The 22385-nt window shown below is 72.3% G+C and carries 18 protein-coding genes; 6 read left to right on the top strand and 12 right to left on the bottom strand.

Annotated features, from left to right (window positions below):
* Window positions 1–177: 177 nt before the first annotated feature.
* Both ACFYYN_RS13955 and ACFYYN_RS13950 read right to left on the bottom strand, forming a co-directional pair.
* The gene (locus tag ACFYYN_RS13955; RefSeq protein WP_500545945.1) at window positions 178–1629 is read right to left on the bottom strand and encodes an aldehyde dehydrogenase; all 1452 of its coding nucleotides are present in this window, start codon (window positions 1627–1629) and stop codon (window positions 178–180) included.
* A gap of 74 nt (window positions 1630–1703) precedes the next feature.
* Window positions 1704–2555: an oxidoreductase gene (locus ACFYYN_RS13950; protein ID WP_500545944.1), complete on the bottom strand. Its 852-nt coding sequence runs from the start codon at window positions 2553–2555 to the stop codon at window positions 1704–1706.
* 172 nt (window positions 2556–2727) lie between these two features.
* Here ACFYYN_RS13950 and ACFYYN_RS13945 point away from each other — a divergent pair, with 172 nt between their 5' ends.
* Window positions 2728–3273, top strand: coding sequence for a TetR/AcrR family transcriptional regulator (locus tag ACFYYN_RS13945; protein WP_500323425.1), 546 nt, complete (start codon window positions 2728–2730; stop codon window positions 3271–3273).
* Between the two features lie 27 nt (window positions 3274–3300).
* On the opposite strand, the gene ACFYYN_RS13940 is transcribed toward ACFYYN_RS13945, so the two are convergent.
* From ACFYYN_RS13940 to ACFYYN_RS13915, 6 genes are all read right to left on the bottom strand, one after another.
* The gene (locus ACFYYN_RS13940) at window positions 3301–3564 is read right to left on the bottom strand and encodes a response regulator transcription factor (protein ID WP_500323426.1); all 264 of its coding nucleotides are present in this window, start codon (window positions 3562–3564) and stop codon (window positions 3301–3303) included.
* A 229-nt stretch (window positions 3565–3793) separates the two neighbouring features.
* Window positions 3794–6670, bottom strand: a complete 2877-nt coding sequence (locus ACFYYN_RS13935; RefSeq protein ID WP_500545943.1) for a SpoIIE family protein phosphatase — start codon at window positions 6668–6670, stop codon at window positions 3794–3796.
* Between the two features lie 47 nt (window positions 6671–6717).
* Window positions 6718–7008 carry a hypothetical protein gene (locus tag ACFYYN_RS13930; RefSeq protein WP_500545942.1) on the bottom strand — a complete coding sequence of 97 codons (291 nt, stop codon included), beginning with the start codon at window positions 7006–7008 and terminating at the stop codon, window positions 6718–6720.
* A gap of 180 nt (window positions 7009–7188) precedes the next feature.
* Window positions 7189–7842 carry an FMN-dependent NADH-azoreductase gene (locus ACFYYN_RS13925; protein WP_500323429.1) on the bottom strand — a complete coding sequence of 218 codons (654 nt, stop codon included), beginning with the start codon at window positions 7840–7842 and terminating at the stop codon, window positions 7189–7191.
* Window positions 7843–8294: 452 nt separating this feature from the next.
* Window positions 8295–8507 carry a hypothetical protein gene (locus ACFYYN_RS13920; protein ID WP_500545941.1) on the bottom strand — a complete coding sequence of 71 codons (213 nt, stop codon included), beginning with the start codon at window positions 8505–8507 and terminating at the stop codon, window positions 8295–8297.
* 170 nt (window positions 8508–8677) lie between these two features.
* Entirely contained in the window at window positions 8678–9034 is a 357-nt protein-coding gene (locus ACFYYN_RS13915; protein ID WP_500545940.1) for a hypothetical protein, read from the bottom strand.
* Window positions 9035–9417: 383 nt separating this feature from the next.
* Between ACFYYN_RS13915 and ACFYYN_RS13910 the strand changes: the two genes are divergently transcribed.
* Window positions 9418–9897 (top strand): MarR family winged helix-turn-helix transcriptional regulator, encoded by a 480-nt coding sequence (locus tag ACFYYN_RS13910; RefSeq protein ID WP_500545939.1) that lies wholly within the window; start codon window positions 9418–9420, stop codon window positions 9895–9897.
* Between the two features lie 102 nt (window positions 9898–9999).
* On the opposite strand, the gene ACFYYN_RS13905 is transcribed toward ACFYYN_RS13910, so the two are convergent.
* The 3 genes from ACFYYN_RS13905 to ACFYYN_RS13895 form a co-directional block, all read right to left on the bottom strand.
* Window positions 10000–10326 (bottom strand): hypothetical protein, encoded by a 327-nt coding sequence (locus tag ACFYYN_RS13905; RefSeq protein ID WP_500545938.1) that lies wholly within the window; start codon window positions 10324–10326, stop codon window positions 10000–10002.
* Between the two features lie 181 nt (window positions 10327–10507).
* Window positions 10508–11143 (bottom strand): DUF1345 domain-containing protein, encoded by a 636-nt coding sequence (locus ACFYYN_RS13900; protein WP_500545937.1) that lies wholly within the window; start codon window positions 11141–11143, stop codon window positions 10508–10510.
* Between the two features lie 110 nt (window positions 11144–11253).
* The gene (locus ACFYYN_RS13895; protein ID WP_500545936.1) at window positions 11254–11727 is read right to left on the bottom strand and encodes a carboxymuconolactone decarboxylase family protein; all 474 of its coding nucleotides are present in this window, start codon (window positions 11725–11727) and stop codon (window positions 11254–11256) included.
* 111 nt (window positions 11728–11838) lie between these two features.
* Here ACFYYN_RS13895 and ACFYYN_RS13890 point away from each other — a divergent pair, with 111 nt between their 5' ends.
* Complete coding sequence (locus ACFYYN_RS13890; RefSeq protein WP_500545935.1) at window positions 11839–12573, top strand: class I SAM-dependent methyltransferase; 735 nt, start codon at window positions 11839–11841, stop codon at window positions 12571–12573.
* A gap of 93 nt (window positions 12574–12666) precedes the next feature.
* Here the strand turns inward: ACFYYN_RS13890 and ACFYYN_RS13885 are convergent, their stop codons facing one another.
* Window positions 12667–14964: an esterase-like activity of phytase family protein gene (locus ACFYYN_RS13885; RefSeq protein WP_500545934.1), complete on the bottom strand. Its 2298-nt coding sequence runs from the start codon at window positions 14962–14964 to the stop codon at window positions 12667–12669.
* A 726-nt stretch (window positions 14965–15690) separates the two neighbouring features.
* On the opposite strand from ACFYYN_RS13885, the gene ACFYYN_RS13880 reads away from it, so the two are divergent.
* The 3 genes from ACFYYN_RS13880 to fxsT all read left to right on the top strand — a co-directional run bounded on the left by ACFYYN_RS13880 (window position 15691) and on the right by fxsT (window position 22347).
* Window positions 15691–16839 carry an FxsB family cyclophane-forming radical SAM/SPASM peptide maturase gene (locus ACFYYN_RS13880; protein WP_500545933.1) on the top strand — a complete coding sequence of 383 codons (1149 nt, stop codon included), beginning with the start codon at window positions 15691–15693 and terminating at the stop codon, window positions 16837–16839.
* 370 nt (window positions 16840–17209) lie between these two features.
* Complete coding sequence (gene fsxC, locus ACFYYN_RS13875; protein WP_500545932.1) at window positions 17210–18391, top strand: FxsC protein; 1182 nt, start codon at window positions 17210–17212, stop codon at window positions 18389–18391.
* On the top strand, window positions 18388–22347 hold the full coding sequence (gene fxsT / locus ACFYYN_RS13870) for an FxSxx-COOH system tetratricopeptide repeat protein (RefSeq protein ID WP_500545931.1): 3960 nt from the start codon (window positions 18388–18390) through the stop codon (window positions 22345–22347). Before fsxC ends, fxsT begins: the two co-directional genes overlap by 4 nt.
* Window positions 22348–22385 lie beyond the last annotated feature (38 nt).

Raw genomic sequence — 22385 nt, 5'->3', positions numbered from 1 at the left:
GACGGTGTGGTGGCGAAGCGGTTGACCAGTACGTACCTTCCGGGTCGCCGCAGCCGTGACTGGATCAAGGTCAAGAACCTCCACGCCGACGACTCTGACCCCCACCCGGGCCGCCGCGACCGGTGACCGCCGGGCCCGGGGCGCCCCACACGCCTCCCGGGCCCGGCCCGTCCGCGGTCACCGCCGACGGGTGATGGTCTTGTGCTCGACGTAGCCGGTCAGGCCCACCGACCCGTACTCGCGGCCGACGCCGCTGGCCTTGTAGCCGCCGAACGGGCCGTCGAAGCTCATCGGGGAGCCGTTCAGGGTGACGGTCCCGGTGCGCAGCCGGCGGGCGACCGCCAGCGCACGCTCGGGGCTCGTGGTCCAGACGCCCCCCGACAGGCCGTAGTCGGAGTCGTTGGCGATCCGCACCGCGTCGTCCTCGTCGTCGTAGGCGATCACGACCAGCACGGGGCCGAAGATCTCCTCCCGGGCGATGCGCATGCCGTTGTCGACGTCGGCGAAGACGGTGGGAGTGACGTAGTTGCCCTCTTCCAGCCCCCGCGGCACCTCGGGGCCGCCGGTCACCAGGCGGGCGCCCTCCTCGATGCCCAGCTTGATGTAGTCGATCACGCGCTGCTGCTGGTCACGACGGATCATGGGGCCGATGAAGGTGTCCGGCTCGGAGGGGTCGCCGACCTTCAGCGACTCCACCATCTCCTTCAGGGCAGTGACGACCTCCTCGTAGCGGCTGCGCGGCGCCAGGATCCGGGTCTGCAGGATGCAGGCCTCGCCGTTGTTCGCCAGCGACCCGAAGCGCAGCCCCTGCATCACGGCGGGGAGGTCGGCGTCGTCGAGGATGACGGCCGCGGACTTGCCGCCCAGTTCGAGGCTGACCCGCTTGAGCTGCTCGCCGGCGATCGAGGCGATGCGCCGTCCGGCGCGGGTCGACCCGGTGAAGGCGATCTTGTCGACGTCCGGGTGCGAGACGAGGTGCTCGCTGGTCTCCCGGTCCGCCGGGAGGACGCTGAGCACGCCCTCGGGCAGGCCCGCCTCGTGGAAGAGGTCCGCCAGCAGCATCATGCTCAGCGAGTTCTCCGGGGAGACCTTCAGCACCACGGTGTTGCCGGCCAGCAGGGCCGGGGTCAGTTTGGCCGTGGCCGCGGAGAAGGGCGAGTTCCACGGGATGACCGCGGCGACCACGCCGATCGCCTCGCGCCTGACCACGGTGTCGAAGTCCACCGAGGGGTCGGAGGGTTCGATGACCTCCTCCCAGCCGAGTTCGGCGGCGGCCTTGAGGTAGGCGTCGACCTGGCGGGTCAGGAACGGCTGGCCGGCCCTGGTGAACCAGCCCGCCGAACCGTTCTCGGCGGATATGGCCGCGGCGATCTCGTCGGCACGGGCCTCGCGCAGCGCGTTGACCCGGCGGATCACCTCCTGCCGCTCCTTGGGGTCGGTGCGCGGCCACGGCCCGTTGTCGAAGGCCTCACGCGCCGCGGCGACGGCCGCGTCCACGTCCGCGTCGGCCGCCTGGGCCACCCGGCCGAGGACCGACTGGTCGTGGGGGGAGCGGATCTCGAGGATGAGGTCAGGGTCGCTGGGGGTCACCCAGGAGCCGCCGATGAAGAGCCTGTCGCGAAGGGTCATCAGTCACGTCTTCCAGTTGCGGGGGCAAGGCGAGGGCAAGGGCAAAGCCGGGGCGGGGTACGGGGGGTGCGGGGTCACGCGGAGCCGGAAGCGACCGGGTGGTCCGTGGAGCGGCTGAGGTGCGCCCACGTCCTGGCCTCCGTCAGACGTGCCTCCTCGGCGTCCAGTGCGATCTCCAGCGCGTCGCTGCCGAGCAGCAGGCGGCGCGGGGGCTCCTCGGCGCCGACGACGTCGACGATCGCCCGGGCCATGCGGGCCGGGTCGCCGGGCTCGTTGCCGCTGTAGGCCGCGAACCGCTCCTGCCACTGCCCGACGGTCTGCTCGTAGTCGGCACCGATCGGGCCCGAGGTCAGCGCGGCGCCGGCGGCCCAGCCGGTGCGGATGCCGCCCGGCTCCACGATGGTCACCTTGATGCCGAGCGGGGCCACCTCGTTCGCCAGGACCTCGGAGAAGCCCGCGACCGCGAACTTGGCGGCCTGGTACGCGCTGAGGCCGGGCGTGCCGCCGACCCTGCCGCCGATGGACGAGATCTGCACGAAGTGCCCGGTGCGCCGGCCGCGCAGGACCGGCAGCGCCGCCCGCGTCACGTTGACGACCCCGAAGAGGTTCGCCTCGATCTGGGCCCGGAACTCGTCCTCCGGGAAGTCCTCCACCGAGCCGTTGGTCGCGTAGCCCGCGTTGTTGACCACGACGTCGAGGCCGCCGAAGCGCTCGACCACCGACGCGACCACCCGCCGGGCCTCCGCGGGCGAGGTGACGTCCAGCGCGAGGCTCTGGAACCGCTCGGGGTGCGCCGCCGCCAGTTCCGCGAGCGCCTCCGGCTTGCGCGAGGTCACCGCGACCCGGTCGCCCGCCTCCAGCGCCGCGACCGCGAGGGCCTTCCCGAGGCCCTGGGAACCACCGGTGATCAGCCACGTACGTGCCATGGGACGTTCCTCCTGTCCTGCGACGAGCGCTCTCGGGCCCGGGACGGATCCGAGGTCACTGTCGAAGCTCTTCGATTAACTGCAACACCAATGTAGCACTATGCGTGCCCGATGCAGCGGGTGTGATGGTGATGTACGTCTAACTGCGACTCGCTGTTACCATGACGCCATCATGAGAGCCGATGCCGCACGTAACCTCGCCGTGGTCCTGCGCACCGGGGCCCGGCTGCTGGCCGAGGACCCGGGCACGTCGATGTCGGCCATCGCCAGCGCGGCGGGGGTGGACCGGACGACCGTCCACCGCCGCTTCGCCACGCGTGAAGCCCTGCTCAACGCCGTCTTCCACGCGAAACTCGACTCCGCCGAGCGCGTCCTCGACGAGGCGCGGCTCATGGAGGCGCCCGTGGGTGTGGCCCTCCACCGCTACGTGGAGGGGATCGTCCCCGTCAGCCGTGAGTGGCCCGTCGACACGCGCCGCATGATGCGGCAGGATCCGGAGGCCGACCGCCGGCGTGCGGAGCAGAGTGCGCGGCTGGACGCCTTCCTGCGGCGCGCCGCGGACGAGGGCCATCTGCGCCCCGACGCCTCCCCGGAGTGGGTGAGGGCGGTCCTCGACCAACTGGTGGACACCGTCGCCCACCGCTTTCCCGACGTGGAGCCCCCGCGGGCTGCCGACCTCGTGGTGGAGACGTTCCTCAACGGCTTCGGCCGCTCCTGATCCTCCGGGCGGCCGGAGACGCGGCGGTCACAGTCCGAGGGCGATGGCGGTGCGGGTGAGTTCGGCGGTGCTGTAGATGCCGAGCTTGGCGCGGATGCGGCGGAGGTAGGCGTCGACGGTGTGCTTGGACAGTCCCATGTGGCGGGCGGTCTGGAGGTAGGTGCGGCCCGCGGCGATGTGGCGGAGGGTCTCGCGTTCGCGGGGGGCGAGTTCGGGGACGTCGCCGCCGGTCCCGGCGGTGTCGGCGTCGGGGCTGGTGTCGGCCTGGGGCGTGGTGGGTGCGGAGCTCATGGTGGTGTCCTTCGGCGGTTCGGCGGCTGCGGTCCCTGCTCACGCCCTCGGTAGCAGGAGATGGATGTCCGATTAGGGCGTTTTGCCCTCTATGAACCACCTTGGCGCTGCGACGTCATGACCCCGTCCGCCGACTGTCACAGACGTGTCACACCATGCCCCATGGGGCCGGACCGGGCGGCCACCTACCCTCCGACACCGCCGCCCACGGGGGGAGTCGGAGGGCCGGTCAGTCCAGGGGCGGAACGGCGTCCACGTCGAACGGCTCCGGGAGCGGCACGCCGGCGTCGGGGTCCGGCAGCTGCTGCGCCGTCCAGATGCACTTGCCGTTCGGGGTGTAGCGGGTGCCCCACCGCTGGGACAGGGAGGCGACGAGCTGGAGGCCCCGGCCCCCTTCGTCCGTCTCGGAGGCGTGGCGGATGCGGGGCATCGTCAGGCTGTCGTCGGAGACCTCGCAGACCAGGTCGATGTCCCGCAGCAGCCGTAGCGTCATCGGGCCCTTCCCGTGGCGGACGACGTTCCCCACCAGCTCACTGGCGAGCAGCTCCGTCGTCGGCGTCAGCTCCTCCAGACCCCACGCGGACAACTGCTCCCGCACGTGCCCGCGGGCCATCCCCGCCGCCCGCGGGTCCTCGGGGAGCGGCCAGCAGGCGATCCGCTCGGGGTCGAGCGCGTGGACGCGGGCGACGAGGAGCGCGATGTCGTCGCTGGTGGTCCGCCCGACCGGGAGCAGCCCGGAAATGAGGGCGTCGCAGAGCGCCCCCAGGTCCTCGGCGTCCGCGTCGGCCAGCAGGCGCGCCAGATCGCCCAGGCCCTCGTCGATCTCGCGCTCGGAGGACTCGACCAGCCCGTCGGTGAACAGCACGAGCAGGCTCTCCCGGGGGACCTGCAGCTCGACGCTCTCGAACGGCTGCTCCGCTGCCCCCAGGGGCGGGTTCGGCGCCGCCTTCGGGAAGCGCACGGTCCCGTCCGGATGGACGACCGCGGGCGGGGGGTGCCCGGCGCGTGTGACCGAACAGGTGCCGGTGGTCGAGTCGTAGAGCACGTAGAGACAGGTGGCGTAGGAGTCCGCGCCGAGTCCGCCGACGATGTCGTTGAGGTGCCCCATGATCTCGTCGGGGGGCAGTTCGAGACCGGCCAGCGTGTGGACGGCCGTGCGCAGGCGTCCCATGGTGACCGCCTCGGACAGGCCGTGGCCCATCACGTCGCCGATGACGAAGGCGACCCGGCCGGCGGACAGCGGGATCACGTCGTACCAGTCGCCGCCGACGTCCGCGCCCTGCTCGGTCGGCAGGTAGCGGGCGGCGAGGGTGCACGACGGCAGCGCGGGCAGCTCCTGGGGGAGCAGCGCGCTCTGCAGTTCCCGGGAGCGGGTGTGTTCGGCGTCGTACAGGCGCGCGCGTTCCAGGGCGTGGGCCACCAGGGCGCTGATGGCGCTCAGCAGGGTGCGCTCCTCGTCCGTCAGGCGCCGCGGCTGGTCGAAGGCGACCACGCAGACGCCGAAGGTGAGCCCGGAGGCGGTCAGCGGCAGGAAGGCCCAGGACCCCTTCCCGGTCAGGTGCGGGCGGTCGGCCATGGCCGGGTACCGCGCCGCGTACTCCTCGGCGGAGGAGACGAACACCGGTCCACTGGTCGAGATGGCGTCCCACACCGGGTCCTTGGCACCCCGGGGGCGGCCTTGGAGGTTGTCGAGGAAGGCCTGCGGGTAGCCGACGGACCCCACGTTGTAGGCCCTGCCGTCCTCGAGCGCCTGCACCAGCAGCCCGGTGGCGCCGAACGGCGGCAGGACGCGCTGGGCGACGGCGTCCACCACGTCGCGCGAGGTCGTCGCCTTGGCGAGGGCCGCGGTCAGTTCGGCGATCCGGGTCGCGCGTTCGCCCGCCGCGCGCTCGGCGGCGGCGCGCTCGGCTTCGTGCCTGCGCCGGTCGGTGACGTCGGTGAAGTAGAGCGTCACCCCGTCGGGCAGCGGGACCAGCCGGACCTGGTAGCAGGAGCCCGTGTCCGGCATCCGTACGTCGAAGCTCGTGGGCGCCGCCTTGGCCGCGGCCTCCCGGCAGCGCGACTCCAGGCCGGGGATCTGCCGCAGCGACGGCAGCGTCCAGAGCACCCGGCCGAACAGCTCCTCCTCGGAGGAGCCGAGCACGTCCTCGGCCTCCAGGTTGACGAAGGTGATGCGCCAGTCCTCGTCCGCGGAGAGGAAGCCGTCGCTCATGTACCGCAGGGCGCGGCTCAGCGCGTCACGCGCGGACCGCGACTCGTTGCTCTCCCACGCCGTGCCGATCATCCGGTATGGCTCGCCCCTGTCGTCCAGGACCACCTTGGCGCGGGTCTCGGTCCAGCCGTAGCTCCCGTCGGGGCGGCGCACCCGGTACTCGGCCTCGAACACGCCCCGGTCCCGGATCGCCCTCTCGGCGGTGGCGAGCGTCCACCGCAGGTCGTCGGGGTGGACGACCTTCATCCAGCTCTCGACCCGGGGCACGAACTCGGAGGGGTCGGTCCCGTAGACGGCCATGGCCGCGTCGTCCCAGGCGAGTTCGCCGGTGCGGATGTTCCAGTCCCACGTGCCCACCTCGACGGCCTTCAGCGCCTGCCGCAGCCGGCTGCCGCTGGGTTCCTCGTGCGTGGGGCGGGTCGGGGGCGGCGCCTGGTCCACGCGTTCCTGGGCCCAGGCGGTCACCGCCTCGAGGAACCGCCACTGCTCCTCGGTGGGCTCCCCGGCCGAGCCGGTGACGACGGTCAGCGACCCCACCGAACTCACCCCGTCGGACAGGGCCACGGAGGCCAGCCCGGTGCCGGGCCAGCCCTTCGCCGTCCCGGGCCGTCCTGCGTCGGCCGATCCGTCGGCTGCCCACACGCGGCCGTGCCGGCGTACGGCGCGCGCCGGGACCGCCGGGCTCTCCTGGTCGATGATCTCCCAGGGGCGTACGTACCCCGGTGACAGCCCGACCGTGGACACCAGGCGCAGCGCCGACATCGGCCCGCACAGGTGGACCGCGCCGCCCAGCCCGTCCAGCTCGGCGACCGCGTGCTGCAGCGCGAGCCGGAGCACCTCGCCCTCACCGATGCCCTTCTCCACATCGGCGAGGAGCGCCAAACGGTCGTTCACGATGTAAATGTACATTTATGGAGCAAAGCTGGCAGGCGAGGCAGGCCTTACTCCGTGGTGGTCCGGTTCCGCTCGGGCTCCCCGGGGGCGCCGGGGCGCGGGGTGTGGCCCGGGGCCTCCTGGACGTGCAGGAGGAAGAGGGCGTTCAGTACGTCGTCCGGCATGCCGGCGAGGAGGGCCTCCGGTGTCGTGGCCATCGCGTGCGCGAGGTCGTCGACCAGGTGCGCCAGACCGTCGATGCCGGACTCCAGCGGGCCGGAGGCGGCGTCGGGGCCGGCGGGGCCGGCGGGGCCGTGGGAAACGGCGGCGTGGCGACGGGAGGTCGTCTGGTTGCTCATGGGCGTCTTCCGAACGGGGCGGGGGTGACCGCGGAGCGCGGCCGTGCGAAGTGTGCCGGACACGGCCAAGGTTGCGTCACCGCGGCCGCGCCGGCCACGGAACGCTGTTCCTATGCCTCCCGGTACCAGGCAGGGGGGGGAGCCGTGTCCCGCCCGGTGCGGGCAGGACACGGCCCGGGGTCAGGCGGCTGCGACGCGCTGCGCGACTTCCTTGCCCTTGGTGGTCGCGTCCTCCAGTGCCCGGGTCCACGAGGCCTCGGCCAGCGGGACGAGCTCGGCCATGGCGGGGTTCGAGGCCGCAGCGGTCAGTTCGGGGACGATGAAGTCCAGGTCCAGGCCCATGTACTCGCCGAGGATGGACCGCAGGTAGTTCTGCACGTACTCGGAGGACTCCCGCGGGGTGCCCGGAGCGTAGGAGCCGCCGCGGCTGGCGATGACGGTCACCGGCACGCCCTTCACGCTGGAGGTGTCACCGGTCGTGCGTCCGACCATGAGCACGTGGTCGATCCAGCTCTTGAGCGTCGACGGGATCGTGAAGTTGTACATCGGGGCGCCGAGGAGCACGGCGTCGGCCTTCTCCAGTTCCTCGATCAGGGCCAGACGGCCCGCGAAGGCCGCCGCCTGTTCGGGGGTGTGCGACGGGGCGTCGACGAAGGCGGCGGAGAAGCCGTGCACGTCGAGGTGGGGGAGCGGGTCCGCGGCGAGGTCGCGGTAGACCACGGTGCCGTCCGGGTGCTGCTCCTGCCATGCGTCGCGGAAGGTCAGCGCGACGGTGCGGGAGCGGGAGTCGGAGCCCGGGTGGAGGGAGGAGTCGAGGTGCAGCAGGGTTGCCATGTGAGTTCCAGGTGCGTCAGACGTGTGCGTGTCCCCGTGGGGCGGCTCCCCGGCGTCATGGCGCCGGGGAGCCCGGTGGCCCGCGTCGCCGGGGGGTGCGAGGTGCGGGTCCCACGGCTCCACCGTGATGCACCCTGGCCCCGCGGGCCAAAGAGGGGATTAGTCGCTAACTTTTGGTAAGTACCTGGTCGTGGGGCGGTGAAGTGCCTTCGGTGGAAGGGGAGTCGAACCGCGAGTGCGGCGGCACGCCGAAGGCTCCCCGGTCCGGAGGAGTCAGGACGGGGAGCCTGGGCGGTTTTCCATGGAGGGGTGCCGGGGCGCGCGGTGTGCGCGGCGGACGCGCGGCCAACTCATCTCCGGCGCAGCGGAGTGGGTTGTTCCCTCTGGTGTCGATCCGGCGCAGGTGCAGGCACGGGTCGGTGAGGTCTTGGGCGGGGTGGCGCGGGCTGTGTTCAGACCTGGGCGGCCGTGTCGCCGGAGCCGGGGGCGTCCAGCGGGCGGCGGTGGGCGCCCATGCCCCGGACGCCGATGGAGGTGATGCGCTCACCGGCGGGCCGGCCGCGGTGCCGTCCGGTACCGGAGGTGGTGGCCGGGGTCTGCAGGCGCCGTACCGCCACGAAGGCGTTGTTGAGCAGGCCGCCGGACTTCGTCGTCGGGATGGGCATGGTGGTCTCCGGGAATTTCGGTGTGCCGCTGGCGGCACGGGTGGGGGAGGGGCGGGGGCCGGTGCCGGTGCCGGGCCGTGCGAGGACGGGGCGGCTCGGCACCGGCGTGGCTTCCTGCCTGTCGGCGGGGCGTGCGCGGCCCGGCGGGGTGCGCCGGATCCGGTCGCGCCTCAGCGGACGGGCCCGTGGCCGTGGGACTGCCAGACGGTCACCCAGTGACCGTGGGACCAGCGGGCCAGGCGGTGGCCGTCGTACCGGTAGAGCTTGCCGTCATACCCGTACCAGTACTGCACCTGGTGGTGGCCGTAGTCGTAGTGGTGGCGGGTGATCTCGTCGTTCCAGCGCCGGTCGTCGTTCCCGGTGCGGTCGGTGTACCTGTCCCACGCCGTGCTGCTGACGCTCACGGCGTGCTGGTCCCCGGCGGGCCGGGGGGCGGCGGAGGCGGAGCCCGTGGCTCCGAGCAGGGCGGTGCCGGCGAGTGCCACCGAGGCGGTGGAGGTGGCGATGATGCGCGTCCACTTGTTCATGACTGGTGTCTCCTAGCTGTGCCCCGGTGTGCGGGGCGTCGGACGACGGTCCGGCCGGGTGGGCCGGTCCCCGTCGTGCGGGGGCGATTCCGTGGTGCCGCCGGGGCGGGGCGCCTGGTTCGCAGGTGCTGGTTCCGCGGGGCCGGCGTCGCTGTGGATCGCTGGTGAATGGAACCTAACAGATGATTGAGGAGGGTCAATCATTTATGGGATGTGACCATCGCCTCGCGCAAGGAATCGGGAGAAGTGGAATAACGGGACGCGAACGACCGCTGGGAGCGACCTCGTCCGTGGGGGTCGTGGTGGGGTCGTGGTCGCGAAATCGTTGAAGGTCATGGATTACCCATCGATCACGATGGTTGGTGGCGCGCTATCATGCAGGCATGGCAGTGAACGAGATCGCGGTTGAGGGTGCTGCCGGCGGCGACCCGCTGGAGCAGCTCGGTTTCCTGCTGGCCCGGCACGGCGCCGTCGCGAACGGCCGCGTCCAGCGGGCCTTCGCCTCCTGCGGCCTGGCGCCGCGGGCCGGAGCCACGCTGATGCTGCTCGGCGGGTGCGGATCCATGGGGCAGCAGGGTCTCGTCGCGGCGCTCGAGGTGGATCCCAGCATCATGGTCGCGATCCTCAACGACCTCGAGTCCGCGGAGCTCGTCGAGCGCCGTCGCGACCCGTCCGACCGCCGTCGGCACATCGTCGCCATCACGGACCGGGGGCGGGGCGTGCTGGCCGAGGCCCAGGCGGCGGTGGAAGAGGTCGAGCGGGGGCTCTTCGGGGACTTGTCCCCGGAGGAGGTCACGGCGCTCCGCGGTCTCCTGGCCCGGGTGCGCACCTCGCCGGGCGACGAGCTCTGCGCCGAGGAGTGACCCGTGGGCCCGGCCGGCGCCTGTCCGTGCACGGGGACGGGAACAGCACCCCCGGTGGCCGGAGGTGCTGGTGGTTTCGGGTCGGCGGGACGGACGCGACGCTCAGTCGAAGATCACGCCGTTGTTGACGGTGCCGTTGTTGATGTTGGTGGAGTTGTTGTCACCGACGACGATGATGATGCTGCCGTTGCCATTGGCGTTCGGGCGGTTGCCGCCCTGGTTCCAGCCGCCGCGACCCCAGCCCTCGTCGTCGTGGCCCCGGCCTCCGCCGTGACCGCCACCCCGGCCGGACTCCTTCGCGGTGGCCGCGTGCGCCTCGGCCGGCGCGGTGGCGGCGAACGCGGTGGTGGGGAGCAGCGCCCCTCCCGCGGCCAGGGTGGCCACGGCGGTGAGGGTGACGAGGCGCTTCGTGCGGAGGGTGGGGGTCATGGTCGTCGTCCTTCGTGAGCGGGTGTGGAGGGGGTTCCGGTGGTGGTCCGGTGGGCCGCCCCTTGGGGTGGAACCCGATGTCTCCAGTAAGCCGGGTACGGCCTCCGGCGTCATGTCGCTGCAATTCGGGACTTGACAGGAATTTTCGGCTCGGGATATAAGCTGCACGCCCGGTCCGCTCTCAGCCCGTGACCATCCCGGCGACCAGGTTGATGGTCGTGGCCAGGATGCTGGTGCCGAAGACGTACGACAGCAGCGAGTGCCGCAGCACCGTCGCACGGATCGCCGGGCTCGAGACGTCCGTGTCGGAGACCTGGTAGGTCATGCCCAGGTTGTAGCTGAAGTAGAAGAAGTCCCGGTACGTCGGCGGGTGCGGGGAGTTGAAGTCGATCCCGCCCGCCGCGGCCGCGTAGTAGAGGTACCCGTAGCGCGCGGCGTACATCAGGTGGAGCGCCGCCCAGGCCATGAACACCCCGCCCAGCGCGGTCGCCGCCGCGGCGTGATCCTTGTCGGTGCCACCGCGCAGGAGCAGGACGACGATGGCCAGCAGCCCGCACAGGGCCGCGGCGACGACGACCAGCTCCTCGACGACGGGCCGGAAGTCCTCCCGCCGGGCGTTGCGGTGGGTGGCGGTCGCGTCCATCGGCCACAGCACGAGCCAGCCCGTCACGACGAAGACCGTCTCCGTCGCCGCGATCCCGGCGAGGACGCCCAGCGACGCGTCCGTCAGGACACCGACGACCACGCCGGTCACCGCGCCGACGACGATCGCGCCTGCCAGCCGGGGGACCGCGGAGAGCGGCGAACTGGTCCTCATGCCGCATCACGCTACAACCCGGCGTCCGCGGCCCGTGGCAGCGGCACTTGGGATCGCCCGGAGGGTGCAGCGGCGCCCCGGCCCGTGGGCACGGGCCGGGGCGCCAGCCCTCAGCCGAACTGGCCGGGCCGGTAGTCGCCCGCGGGCTGGCGGTTGATGACGTTGACGCGGTTGTAGGCGTTGATGACGGCGATGAGGCCGATCAGGGCGACGAGCTGGTCCTCGTCGTAGTGCTTGGCGGCGTTCGCCCAGACCTCGTCCGTGACGCCCCCGGCGGCGTCCGCGATGCGCGTGCCCTGCTCGGTGAGTTCGAGGGCGGCGCGCTCGGCCTCGGAGAAGACCGTGGCCTCGCGCCAGGTCGCGACGAGGTTCAGGCGCACCGAGGTCTCACCGGCCGCGGCGGCCTCCTTGGTGTGCATGTCGGCGCAGAAGGCACAGCCGTTGATCTGACTGGCGCGGATCTTCACCAGCTCCTGCGTCGCGGCCGGCAGCCCCGACTCTGCGGGCACCTTGCCCGCCGAGTTGAGGTGCTTGAAGAACCTGAGCGCGAGGTCGTTGCCGAACAGGTTCACGCGGGCTTCCATGATGGGCTCCTCTTGCGTGGTGACGGATACGCAGCCATGACGGACGGGCCGGTGGAAACGTGACGCGGGCACGGATGTGACGTGGGTCCCATCGCGGGTAGCGTCGCCCCCATGGCTGACGAGGAATTCCGCGACCCGCGGCTCGCCGCGCTGTACGACGCCCTCGACGAACCCGGTCGCGGCGACCTCGACGCGTACACCGCGTTGGTGCGGGAGTACGACGCGCGCCGGGTCCTGGACATCGGCTGCGGAACGGGGGTGTTCGCCCTGCGCCTGGCCGGCCTCGGCATCGAGGTCGTCGCCGTCGACCCGGCCGGGGCGGCCCTCGACGTGGCCCGGGCCAAGCCGGGGGGCGGGCGGGTCCGGTGGATCCGCGGTGACGCGACGGCGCTACCGCCGCTGCGCGTGGACCTGGCGACGATGACGGCCAACGTCGCCCAGGCGATCGACGACCCCGCGGTGTGGCGGGACACCCTGCGGGGGGCGTACGAGGCGCTGCGGCCGGGCGGCCGCCTGGTGTTCGAGACCCGGGACCCGGCGAAGCGCGCATGGGAGGGCTGGAACCGCGAGGCCTCGCACCGGGTGGTGGACGTGCCGGGCACAGGACCGGTCGAGCACTGGGTCGACCTGCTCGACGTCAGCGGGCCGCTGGTGACGTTCCGTTGGACCTACGTCCTGGCCGCCGGCCGGGAGGTGCTGACCTCGACCTCCACCCTCCGGTTCCGGGAGCGGGAGGAGGTCGAGGCGGCGCTCACCACGCAGGGGTACGACCTCGACGAGGTGCGGGACGCCCCGGACCGGCCCGGCCGGGAGTTCGTCTTCCTCGCGCGCCGTCCGGAGGCGTGACCGGCCGGGCTCGCACGGGCCCGACACGTACGGGCCCGACGCGTACGGCCGCCGGCGGACCGGCGGCCGTACGGGGGAGGGCGTCGCGGAGGATCAGCGCTGCCCGAAGACCTTCTTGCCGGAACCGAGGTCCAGGAAGACCGTCTCGCCGGTGGCGTCGGCCAGGGCGTCGTTGTCGGTCACGGCGTAGAGGTGGCCGTCACCGCCCACGGTGAGCCCCTCGAGCTTCTCCTGGGTCCACCCGTTCGTCGCCCGGAGGTCGGGCAGCACGTCGTGGGCGAGCTTCTTGGGCAGCACCTGGAGCGGGCCCGACGGGGCGGACTTCGGCATGTCGACTGTGTACACCCGCTTGAGCTTCGCGGCCGGGCCGTTCAGCTTGTCCCGCTCGATCAGGGCGAGCTTGTCGCCGACCGCCGTGATCTCGGACAGGCCGATCCAGTCGCCCGGGGTGTCCGTGGTGCCGATCCGGTAGCCGAACCAGCTCCAGGTGCCCGACTGGACGTCGTAGCGGCCGATCCGGACGACCCCGGCAGGGTCGCCCTTGACCTCGCGCTGTAGTGTGGCCCACACGACCTCGCGGCCGCCCCGGTCGGTGGTGGCGGTGACGCCCTCGAAGCCCTGCTTCGCCAGGCCCGCGGCGACGTCCGCCGGGAGCGTGACGACCTGGCGGGTCACGCCGTCGCGGTCGAGCCGGACCAGCTTGTTGCCGTCGCCGGTCGCACCCTCGACGGCGAGCCAGAAGCCGCCCTGGGGACGGGCGTGGATGCCCTCGGCGTCGTAGCGGACGGGCTTGCCGTCGGCGTCCTTGACGGTCAGGGCCCGGGTGATGACCGCAGGCTTCCGCGAGGTGTCGATGGTCATGATCTTGGTGACGGAGTACGCCGCGTCGGTGACCGTGTACAGCTCGTGCGGCCGGCCGGGGACGGCGGACAGCGCGCCGAGCGCGCCCCAGCCGATCGGCGCGCCGGTGGAGTCCGAGGCCGAGACGATGCCGGGGAAGGACGGGGTGCCCTTGCCCAGCTGGAACAGGCTCACCGAGGCCCGCACGTTGACCGAGGCGTCGTCCTCCTCGCTGGAGACCGCGAGCAGGTCGCGCGACGGGATCGGCAGCAGCCCCTCGGGGCCGTTGGTGGTGGCCAGCATCTGGCGGAAGACCGGGGCGGTCGGCCGGCTGACGTCGTAGACGGCGACGAAGTTGCTGCGCTCGGAGCCGACGAAGGCGTACCGCACGCCGTGGAAGGTGGCGACGACCACGCCCTCCGGCTCGGTGCCCTTCTTGCCCGCGCGGTCCTCGTTGTGCAGGCCGTAGCGGACGGCGAGGCGCTCGAAGCTGTTGCCCGCGTCCCACACGACCTTGCCGGTGCGGCTGTCGAAGACGGTCCAGCCGCGCGTGCCGCCCTTCCAGTCGCCCTCGTTGGCGGTGGCGAAGTAGCGGTCGTCGATCCAGTTGACGGCGTCGGGCTCGCGCCGCACGTCGGTGATCGAGCCGGTCTGGTCGATGACACCGTCCTTGACGGTGTCGATGCCGTGCACGGTGGCCGTGCCGGCGCTGAAGGCCTTGGTGATGCGGCCCGTCGGCAGGTCCACCAGGACGAGCCCGTTGTTCTCCTGCAGCGTCACGACCAGCTGGTTGCGGCCGTTGACGGCGACGTACTCCGGCTCCGGGTCGGTGGGCTCCACGATCCCGGCGGCGGTCAGCACGGGCAGCGCGCCGCCGTCGGGCCGGGTCAGCGGTACGGCCCGGGTGCGCCAGTGCTGCGGCGAGCTGCCCTTGAGGTCGACGATCTGCACGAAGCCGGCCGGGGCCTGGGGCAGGTCGCCCTCCTCGCCGCCGGGCGGGGTCGCCTCCTCGTCGCGCTCGTTCTCGATCGCGATCGCGGCGTACCGCTTGTCCTTGGTGATGGTGATGGAGTCCGGCTGGCCGCCCAGGTCGATGCTGGTGACCCGCTTGCGGTCGCGCAGGGATATGACGTCGAGACGTCCGGAGGGGGTGGAGTAGCCGCTGCTGGTGTTGACCACGACCAGCACGTACTGCCCGACCACGGCCACGGAGGTGGGCTCGTCCTCGGCGTCGCCGAGCCCGGCCAGCGACAGGGTGCCGAGGCCGCGCGGGCTGCCCGGCTCGCGGATGTCGAGGAAGCCGATCCGGCGCGCGAGGGCGTCGGTGTAGACCAGGGTGCGGCCGTCCTCGCTGACCGCCGAGATCTCGGCGACGGTCGCCGTGGCCGGGTCCTCGCCCGCCGGGCGGTTCTGGAAGACCGGGTAGGTGGCGGTGCGCTGGAAGGCCGGCGTCACGTGCGGGTGGTGGGCACTCGCGGGGCTCGCGGCCACCAGCGTGCCGGCAGCGACAGCCGCGGTCGTGAGCGCGGCGTAGGTTCTCTTGGGGAGCATCGTCTCTCCGTTGAGCTACGGTCGGAATGCCGATCATCTCGCCGCCGGACCAGCGCAATCGGTCGGGCAGATGAACAAACGACGAAGATCGTCCGGACGCGGTGACCGGATCGCCCCGGTCCGTGCGGGTGCGGGTGCGGGTGCGAGGGCCGGCCCGGACGTACCGCTCCGCACGATGGTGACGCACCGTCAGGTCCGGCCGCACGCCGGTGCGGTGGGAGCCGCGGCGGCGGTGGCACGCGGTGACATCGGCCGGAGAACGGGACCGGCTCGCATCGTACGGCGGACCGGTCCTCCGTTCCGGGCGTGGCGTCCGATGCCGCGCGAGAGGGCGTGAAGCTGTCCGGGAGGCGGTCTGGCCTGGTCCGTGGCGCTGTGCTTCCCTGAGAGGGACACTTCAGCAGTCAGCACGGGGGAGCCGGCGGTGACACCCGAGGGCTCCAGCCACGTCCGATCACGCACGCGTCGGCAGGGTCGAGCCACCGTGGGCGGCAAGGGGTACCGGGGGCATTGGTCGATGGAAACGGCACCACGTGACGCGCACGGCGATGTCATGCACCTGCGCATCGAGCCGGAGCGCCTCCGCGCGCTCCCACCGTGCGCACTGGTGGAATCGCTGCTCCGCGTCGCGGAGGACCGGTCGGAGCACGTTCCCGACCCGCACACCGGATTCGATTCCTCGTTGTGACCCCGGGACGGGGGTGAGGGCCCGGCGGGAGGTCGGTGATGGAGGGGACGCGGCCCATCCACGAGTTCGTGGTGAAGGTGCACGGCCTGTGCAACCTCGCCTGCTCGTACTGCTACGTCTACGAACTCCGCGACAGCAGCTGGCAGCGCAAGCCCGCCGTGCTCTCGCGTGCCCTCGCCGAGCGCCTGGCCACACGGATAGCAGAGCACGCCGGGCGTCACCGGCTGCCGTCCGTCCGGGTCGTCCTGCACGGCGGTGAGCCCCTGCTGGCGGGACGGCGACGGGTCGAGCACCTGCTGCAATCGGTGCGCGAGGCGGCGCACGGAATCACGTCCGTGGAATTTGCCGCACAGACCAACGGGACGCTGCTGAACCCTGGTTGGATGGACCTGTTCCGCCGCTACGGTGTGCGCGTGGGGGTGAGCCTCGACGGAGGCAGGGACGCCAGCGACCGCCACCGGCGCACACGTGGGGGGCAGAGCAGCCACGTTGCTGCCGAGAGGGGGATCGGGCTGTTGCGGCGCGCGGAGAACGCCGGCTTATACGGCGGCCTGCTGTGTACGGTCGACCTCGCCAATGAACCCCTCGGTGTCTACGAGTCGCTGCTGAGCCACCGGCCCCCGGTCATCGACCTGCTGCTCCCGCACGCGACCTGGGAGTTCCCGCCACCGGGCCACGACCCCGCGACGGCCCCCTACGGCCGGTGGCTGCTCGCGGTCTTCGACCGCTGGTACGCGGCGCCGGTGCGCGAGACCCGGATCCGGCTGTTCGAGACGATCATGGATCTGGTGCTCGGCGGCAAGGCGACCGCCGAAGCCGTCGGGCTCGACCGCCCGCCGTTCGTGGTCGTCGACACCGACGGGTCGATCGAACAGCCGGACTCGCTCAAGGCGGCGTACGAAGGCGCCACCGCCATGGGCCTGGACATCGGCGCGGACGACTTCGACACCGCCGCCGACCATCCGCTGCTGCGGGAGCAGGGCCGCGGGCTGAGCTCCCTCTCCCCGGAGTGCCGGGCCTGCGACGTGGTGCGGCTGTGCGGGGGCGGGCTGCGGGCGCACCGCTACCGCCCCTCGAGCGGGTTCGCCAATCCGAGCGTCTACTGCGCCGATCTCAAACTGCTGACCGAGCACATCAGGGACCGGGTGACCGCCGACGTCCGCGCTCTGATCGGAGGGGCGTCATGAGCGCCCCTCCACCGTCCGCCGGGATGGCCGAACGGTCCATGGCGGGTACCCGTCCGGATGAACCTCCGGCGCACCGCGCCGGTGGTCGCGCGCCCCGCCGCCCCCGCGGCCGGCCGGGCCGCCCGCCGGGTGCGTTCCCCTTGTCCCCGCAGCGCACGGGCACGCCGAGCAGGCTCCCCGACGGACGGTGCGGAAAGCCTGATCAGGAAGGGGTGACGGTCCCGATGCGCGCCCGTCTGCGGTGCCCGGATGTGGTATTTATCCGCTATTGCTCGAATAGTGATGCCTACGGCGAGCCGTTGGCCCCTATCGAGTCGTCCCCGCTGCCGCGCTCGTTGCGGGGCGTCCCGACACGCGCGACGGAGTCACCATGAGCCGGTTCTACATGAGCCATATCCGCGGGGTCGACGACGAGTGGACGGCGACCTTATTCCGGGACCTCCGCAACGCGGTCGCCGCCCGGACCGGTGAGTCGCCCGAGTCGGTCGGGGTGTGCGGCACACCCCGGTCACCCGAGGCCACGGTGGAGCGCATGCGCGGTGCGACCACCATGGTGGCGCTCTACACACCGGCGTATTTCGGCCAGTCCTACTGCGCCACCGAATGGTCCTACTTCGAACACCGGGCCGAGGTGCTGTGGTCCCGGACCGGGCGCAGCGCGGACGCCATCATCCCGGTGGTCTGGGCGCCGGCCACCGAGCCGCTGCCGCCCGTCGTCCGGCGGAAGGGGCCGCTGACCGCCGACTCGGCCGCCTACGCCCGTGAAGGACTGCTCCACCTCCTGCGGCTGAAGGCCCGGTACGCCGAGGACTACCGGCTGGTGGTGGCGGCCCTCGCGGACCGGGTGGCGGCCGCCCTCGGGCAGCACCTCCCGGACGCCGCCGGTTTCGACGCCACCGGCAGGCGACAGGGCGCACCGCCGCTCCCGCCGTACCCGGGACACCAGACGGTGAGCTTCGTCGTGGCCGCAGCGGCCGCCGACGACCTGCCGGGCGAGCGGACCGCCCGCGAGTACTACGGCACCACGCCCGTCGACTGGTCCCCTTACGCACCCGGGCGGCCCGGTGAGCTGGCCTCCCTGCTCTGCGACACGGCGGCGGAACTGGACCTCGCCCCCGACGTCCTGGCGCTCGAGGAGAGCACCGTGGAACAGGTGGGCTCAGGACCGCGGCCGGAGGAACTGGTCGTCCTGCTGGTCGACGCCTGGGCGGCCAAGGCGGAGCGGCAGCAGCGCCTGCTGACCTCGCTCGACGCCGCCGTGCCCGAGGGCACGGCCGTGCTGGAACCGCGCAACCAGGACGACACCCAGTCGTGGCAGCACGCCGAGGATCTGGACGCCGCCCTCGACGAGGTGCTGCCCACGCTGCGCGGCCAGGCCACGGAACTGGAGCGCTGGGGACTGCCCGACGAGGAGAAGTTCACCGCCGCGCTCCGCAAGGCCCTGGTCCGCGCCCAGAACGACGCCATGAAGTCCGCACAGGTCGCTCAGCGCCTGCCCACGCCCACAGGTGGCCTCGACTCGTTCCCCCTGCTCGGAAGGTCTTCCTCATGACGCACGACTCGGGCGGTCCCGGCGCCCAGGGGCCCGGCACCGTAGTGACGTTCTACTCGTTCAAGGGCGGTACGGGCCGCACCATGGCCATGGCGAACGTCGCCTGGATCCTGGCCACGAACGGCAAACGGGTCCTGGTCATGGACTGGGACCTGGAGGCGCCGGGTCTGCACCGCTACTTCGCCCCCTTCCTGCGGGACCCCGAACTGAGCTCCACGCCGGGCGTGATCGACCTCGTCCGCGAATTCGAGCGGATGAGCCCGCACCTGACGGACGGCCTGCGGACGTACGCACGCGTCGACCGTCACGCGCACTCGCTGGAGTGCTCCTTCCCCGGCGGCGGCTTCATCGAGTTCGTCTCCTCGGGCCGCCGCACCCCGGAGTACTCCGAGAACGTCAACACCTACGACTGGCGCGGCTTCTACGAGAACCGGAACGGAAAGGCGTTCCTGCACGCCCTGCGCGAGGACATGCAGGCGGGCTACGACTACGCGCTGATCGACAGCCGTACGGGCTTCAGCGACACCTCGGGCATCACCACGCTCCTGCTGCCCGACGTCCTCGTGAACTGCTTCACCTTCAACGTCCAGTCCGTGGACGGCGGCGCGAACGTCGCGCGCGACGTCCGCAGGTTCGCCCCCCATGTGACGATCCTGCCGGTGCCGATGCGCGTCGACCCCGCCGAGCAGGACCGGCTGGACACCGCCCGGCAGCACGCGCGCAGCCGCTTCCAGGAGTTCCTCGACGAATCCGCGCACCCGGACCCGGACCGGTACTGGGGTGACATCGAGATCCCCTACCGCCCCTACTACGCCTACGAAGAGGTCCTGGCGACCCTGAAGGACCCGATCCGCAACCAGGGCACACTGCTCGCCGCCTACGAACGCCTCACGTCCGTCATCACGCGCGGCGAGGTGACCGCGATCGGGCACATGGCGGAGGAACAGCGGGCGTCGCTGGTCAAGCGGTTCGACCGGGTGCCCGTGGCCGGCGCGGCCACCCCGCGGGTCCGCATCGACCACGCCCTGCGCGACCGGCTGTGGGCCGAGTGGATCGCCGACCAGCTCAAGGCGGCGGGCGTGGCGGTGACACTGCGCCCCAGCAGCGCCACCGCGCTGGCGCCCGTCCCCGCGACCGCCGCGGACACCGTCCTGGCGCTGCTGTCACCGGACTTCGTGAACACCAACGTCGCCGAGGAACTTGTCACCCTGGTCGAGGCCGCCGACCGTCGCGGCGACGGTCCACGGATCCTCGGCCTGCGGACCCGCGAGTTCCAGACCCCGACGGCGCTGGCGAGCCTCCCCGGGTTCTCCCTGGTCGGCATGACGGCCGCGACGGCGCTGGAGCGGGTGACCGCGCTCATCGGGGTGCCGGCCCTCAACGAGCCCGTCGCGGGCCGCACCCGGTACCCGGGCGAAGCCCCCTCGACGTTCAAGGCCCCGCCCCGGTACAACCTGTTCACGGGCCGGGACCAGGAGCTCGACAAGTTCTGGGACGACCTCGGCCAGGACTCCCTGGACGACGTGCACACGCCGGCGGACCGGCTCTTCCTCTACGGGCTCGGCGGCATGGGCAAGACGCAGATCGCCCTGGAGTACGTCCACCGCTTCGGTGCCCAGTACGACCTGGTGCACTGGATCCCGGCGGAGCAGACCGACCTGATCCCGCAGAGCCTGGCGAACCTGGGCGTCCAGCTGGGCGTCCAGGGCGAGACCGCCGAGGACCTGGCCATGGCGACCCTGGCCGAGCTGGAGAGCGGCAGGCGGGGCAAGTGGCTGCTGGTCTACGACAACGCGGCGAACGACGAGGAGACCCGCCAGAGCGGCCGCCGGCTCGAGGACTACCTGCCCTCCAACGGGCCGGGGCACGTCATCATCACCGCACGTGAGTCCGACAGCGGCCCCGCCACCGTCGAAGTGGGCGTCTTCCGGCGGGCGGAGAGCGTCGCGCTGCTCCGGCGCCGCGTGGAGAACCTGACCCGTCAGGACGCGGACCGGATCGCCGAGGAACTCGGCGACCTGCCCATGGCCGTGGAACTCGCCGCGGCGTGGCTCCGGGAGACCGGGATGCCGGTGGACACCTACCTGGAACAGGTGCGCAGCCGCGTCGGTGAGGTGCTGAGCGCCGGCCCCGCGGGGGAGTTCGAGCGGCAGACCCAACTGCCCGCCGTCTGGCGGCTGTCCGTGGAGCGGCTGCGCGCGGAGCGGCCCGCGGCCGTCCGTCTGCTGGAACTGTGCTCGTTCTTCTCACCCGAGCCGATCGCGGACTCGCTGCTCTACAGCGACGGCATGCGGAACGAGCTGGCCCAGTCCGACTCCGCGCTCCGCGACCCGATGATCATGGGCTACCTCATCCGCGATCTGAGCAGGTACGCCCTCGCCCGCCTGGAGGGACGCTCGCTGCAGGTGCACCGGCTCCTGCAGGCCCTCGTCCGCGAGTGGATGGCGGTGGACCCCGACGCCCTGGCGCGTACCCGGAGCCAGGCCCACCTCGTGCTGGCCAGCGCGCTCCCCTCGCCCTCGCAGGGGGAGGACCACCCGGCGTCGCTCCAGCGTTTCGCGGAGCTCCGCCCGCACCTCGAACCGTCCGGAGCCATCGAGAGCGTCGACCCGCAGGTCGGCGAGTGGGTGGTGAGCCAGGTCCGCAACCTGTGGCTGGTCAAGGACCACCTGGCGGCGATCGGTCTGGGGCGCCGGGCCCTGGACGCGTGGACCGCGAACCGTGGCGCCGACGACCCGCTCACCCTGCGCCTGGCGGCGCAGTTGGCCAACCCGCTCCGTTCGATGGGCCGTTACGCCGAGGCCTTCGAACTGGACTCGGACACCCTGCGCAGGCAGCGTGAGCACCCGGCGCTGGGTCTCGCCCACCCGCACACCCTCATCACCGCCCGCAACGTCGGCGCCGACCTGAACGGTCTTGGCCGCTACGCGGAGGCCTGCGAGTCCGACGCGGACACCCTGGACCGGTACCGCCGGTCGGTGGGGAACGACCACCCGGACACGCTCCGCGCCATCAACAACTACGGCGTGTCGCTGAACCTCATCGGACGCCCCCGTGAGGCGCTGGCACTCGCCGAGGAGGCCTACCAGACGGCCCGTCAGGTGCTGGGGGTCAGGAGCCCCGCCTGCTCGCGCTACGCGCTCGGTGCCGCGCTGGACCGCCGCGAGATGGGCGACTACCAGGGCTCGCTCGAACTGCTGCTGGAGACCAGGCAGCACTACGTCGCCCTGTCCGGGGAGCACTCTCCCGAGGTGATGCGCACCGACGCCTCGCTCTCCGTGACCCGTCGCCGGCTCGGCGAGTTCCGGGCGGCGGAGGCCCTGTCCCGCACGACGTACGACCAGTACCGGCGCCGGTACGGCGAGCGGCACCCGGAGACGCTGGCCTGCGCGGCGAACCTCAGTTGCGACCTGCTCGCGCTGGCCGGCACGCAGAGCGACCCGTCCTTCGACGAGGGCCGGGAGATCGCCGAGCGGAACCATGCGAACTACCACACGACGCTGGGCGCCGAGCACCCGTTCACGCTCGCCGCGGCGACCAACCTGATCATCGCCCGCAGGCTGGGCGGAGAACCGCTGGCCGCCCTCGACCTGGGACGTCCGACGCTCGCCGCGCTCGAACGGCGCGTGAGCGGCGGGCATCCGGCGGCGGTCGCCTGCCGGGCCGACGTGGCGGGGGTCCTCGCCCAGTTGGAGCGGTACGACGAGGCGGTGGCGGAGGACGAGCGTGCGCACCGGGAGTTCCTGTCCCTCTTCGGTGACCGGCACCCCCGCGTGCTCTGCGGTGAGTACAACCTCGCGGTCGACCGGATGCGCCTCGGCGACCCCGGTGCGGAGGACCGCGTGCGGGAGATCACGCGCCGGTCCGCCGCCCGGTTCGGGGACACCCACCCCACGACCGTCGCCATGAGGGAACAGCGGCGCATCGACTTCGAGTTGGAGATGCCGCCGATCTGACCCGGCGGCCGGACCGCCGCCAACGACGAGCCGCTCCC

Source organism: Streptomyces sp. NPDC001902, from assembly GCF_042891295.1.
In the GTDB taxonomy this organism is placed as follows: domain Bacteria; phylum Actinomycetota; class Actinomycetes; order Streptomycetales; family Streptomycetaceae; genus Actinacidiphila.
This window is presented reverse-complemented; position numbering and strand designations above follow the sequence as displayed.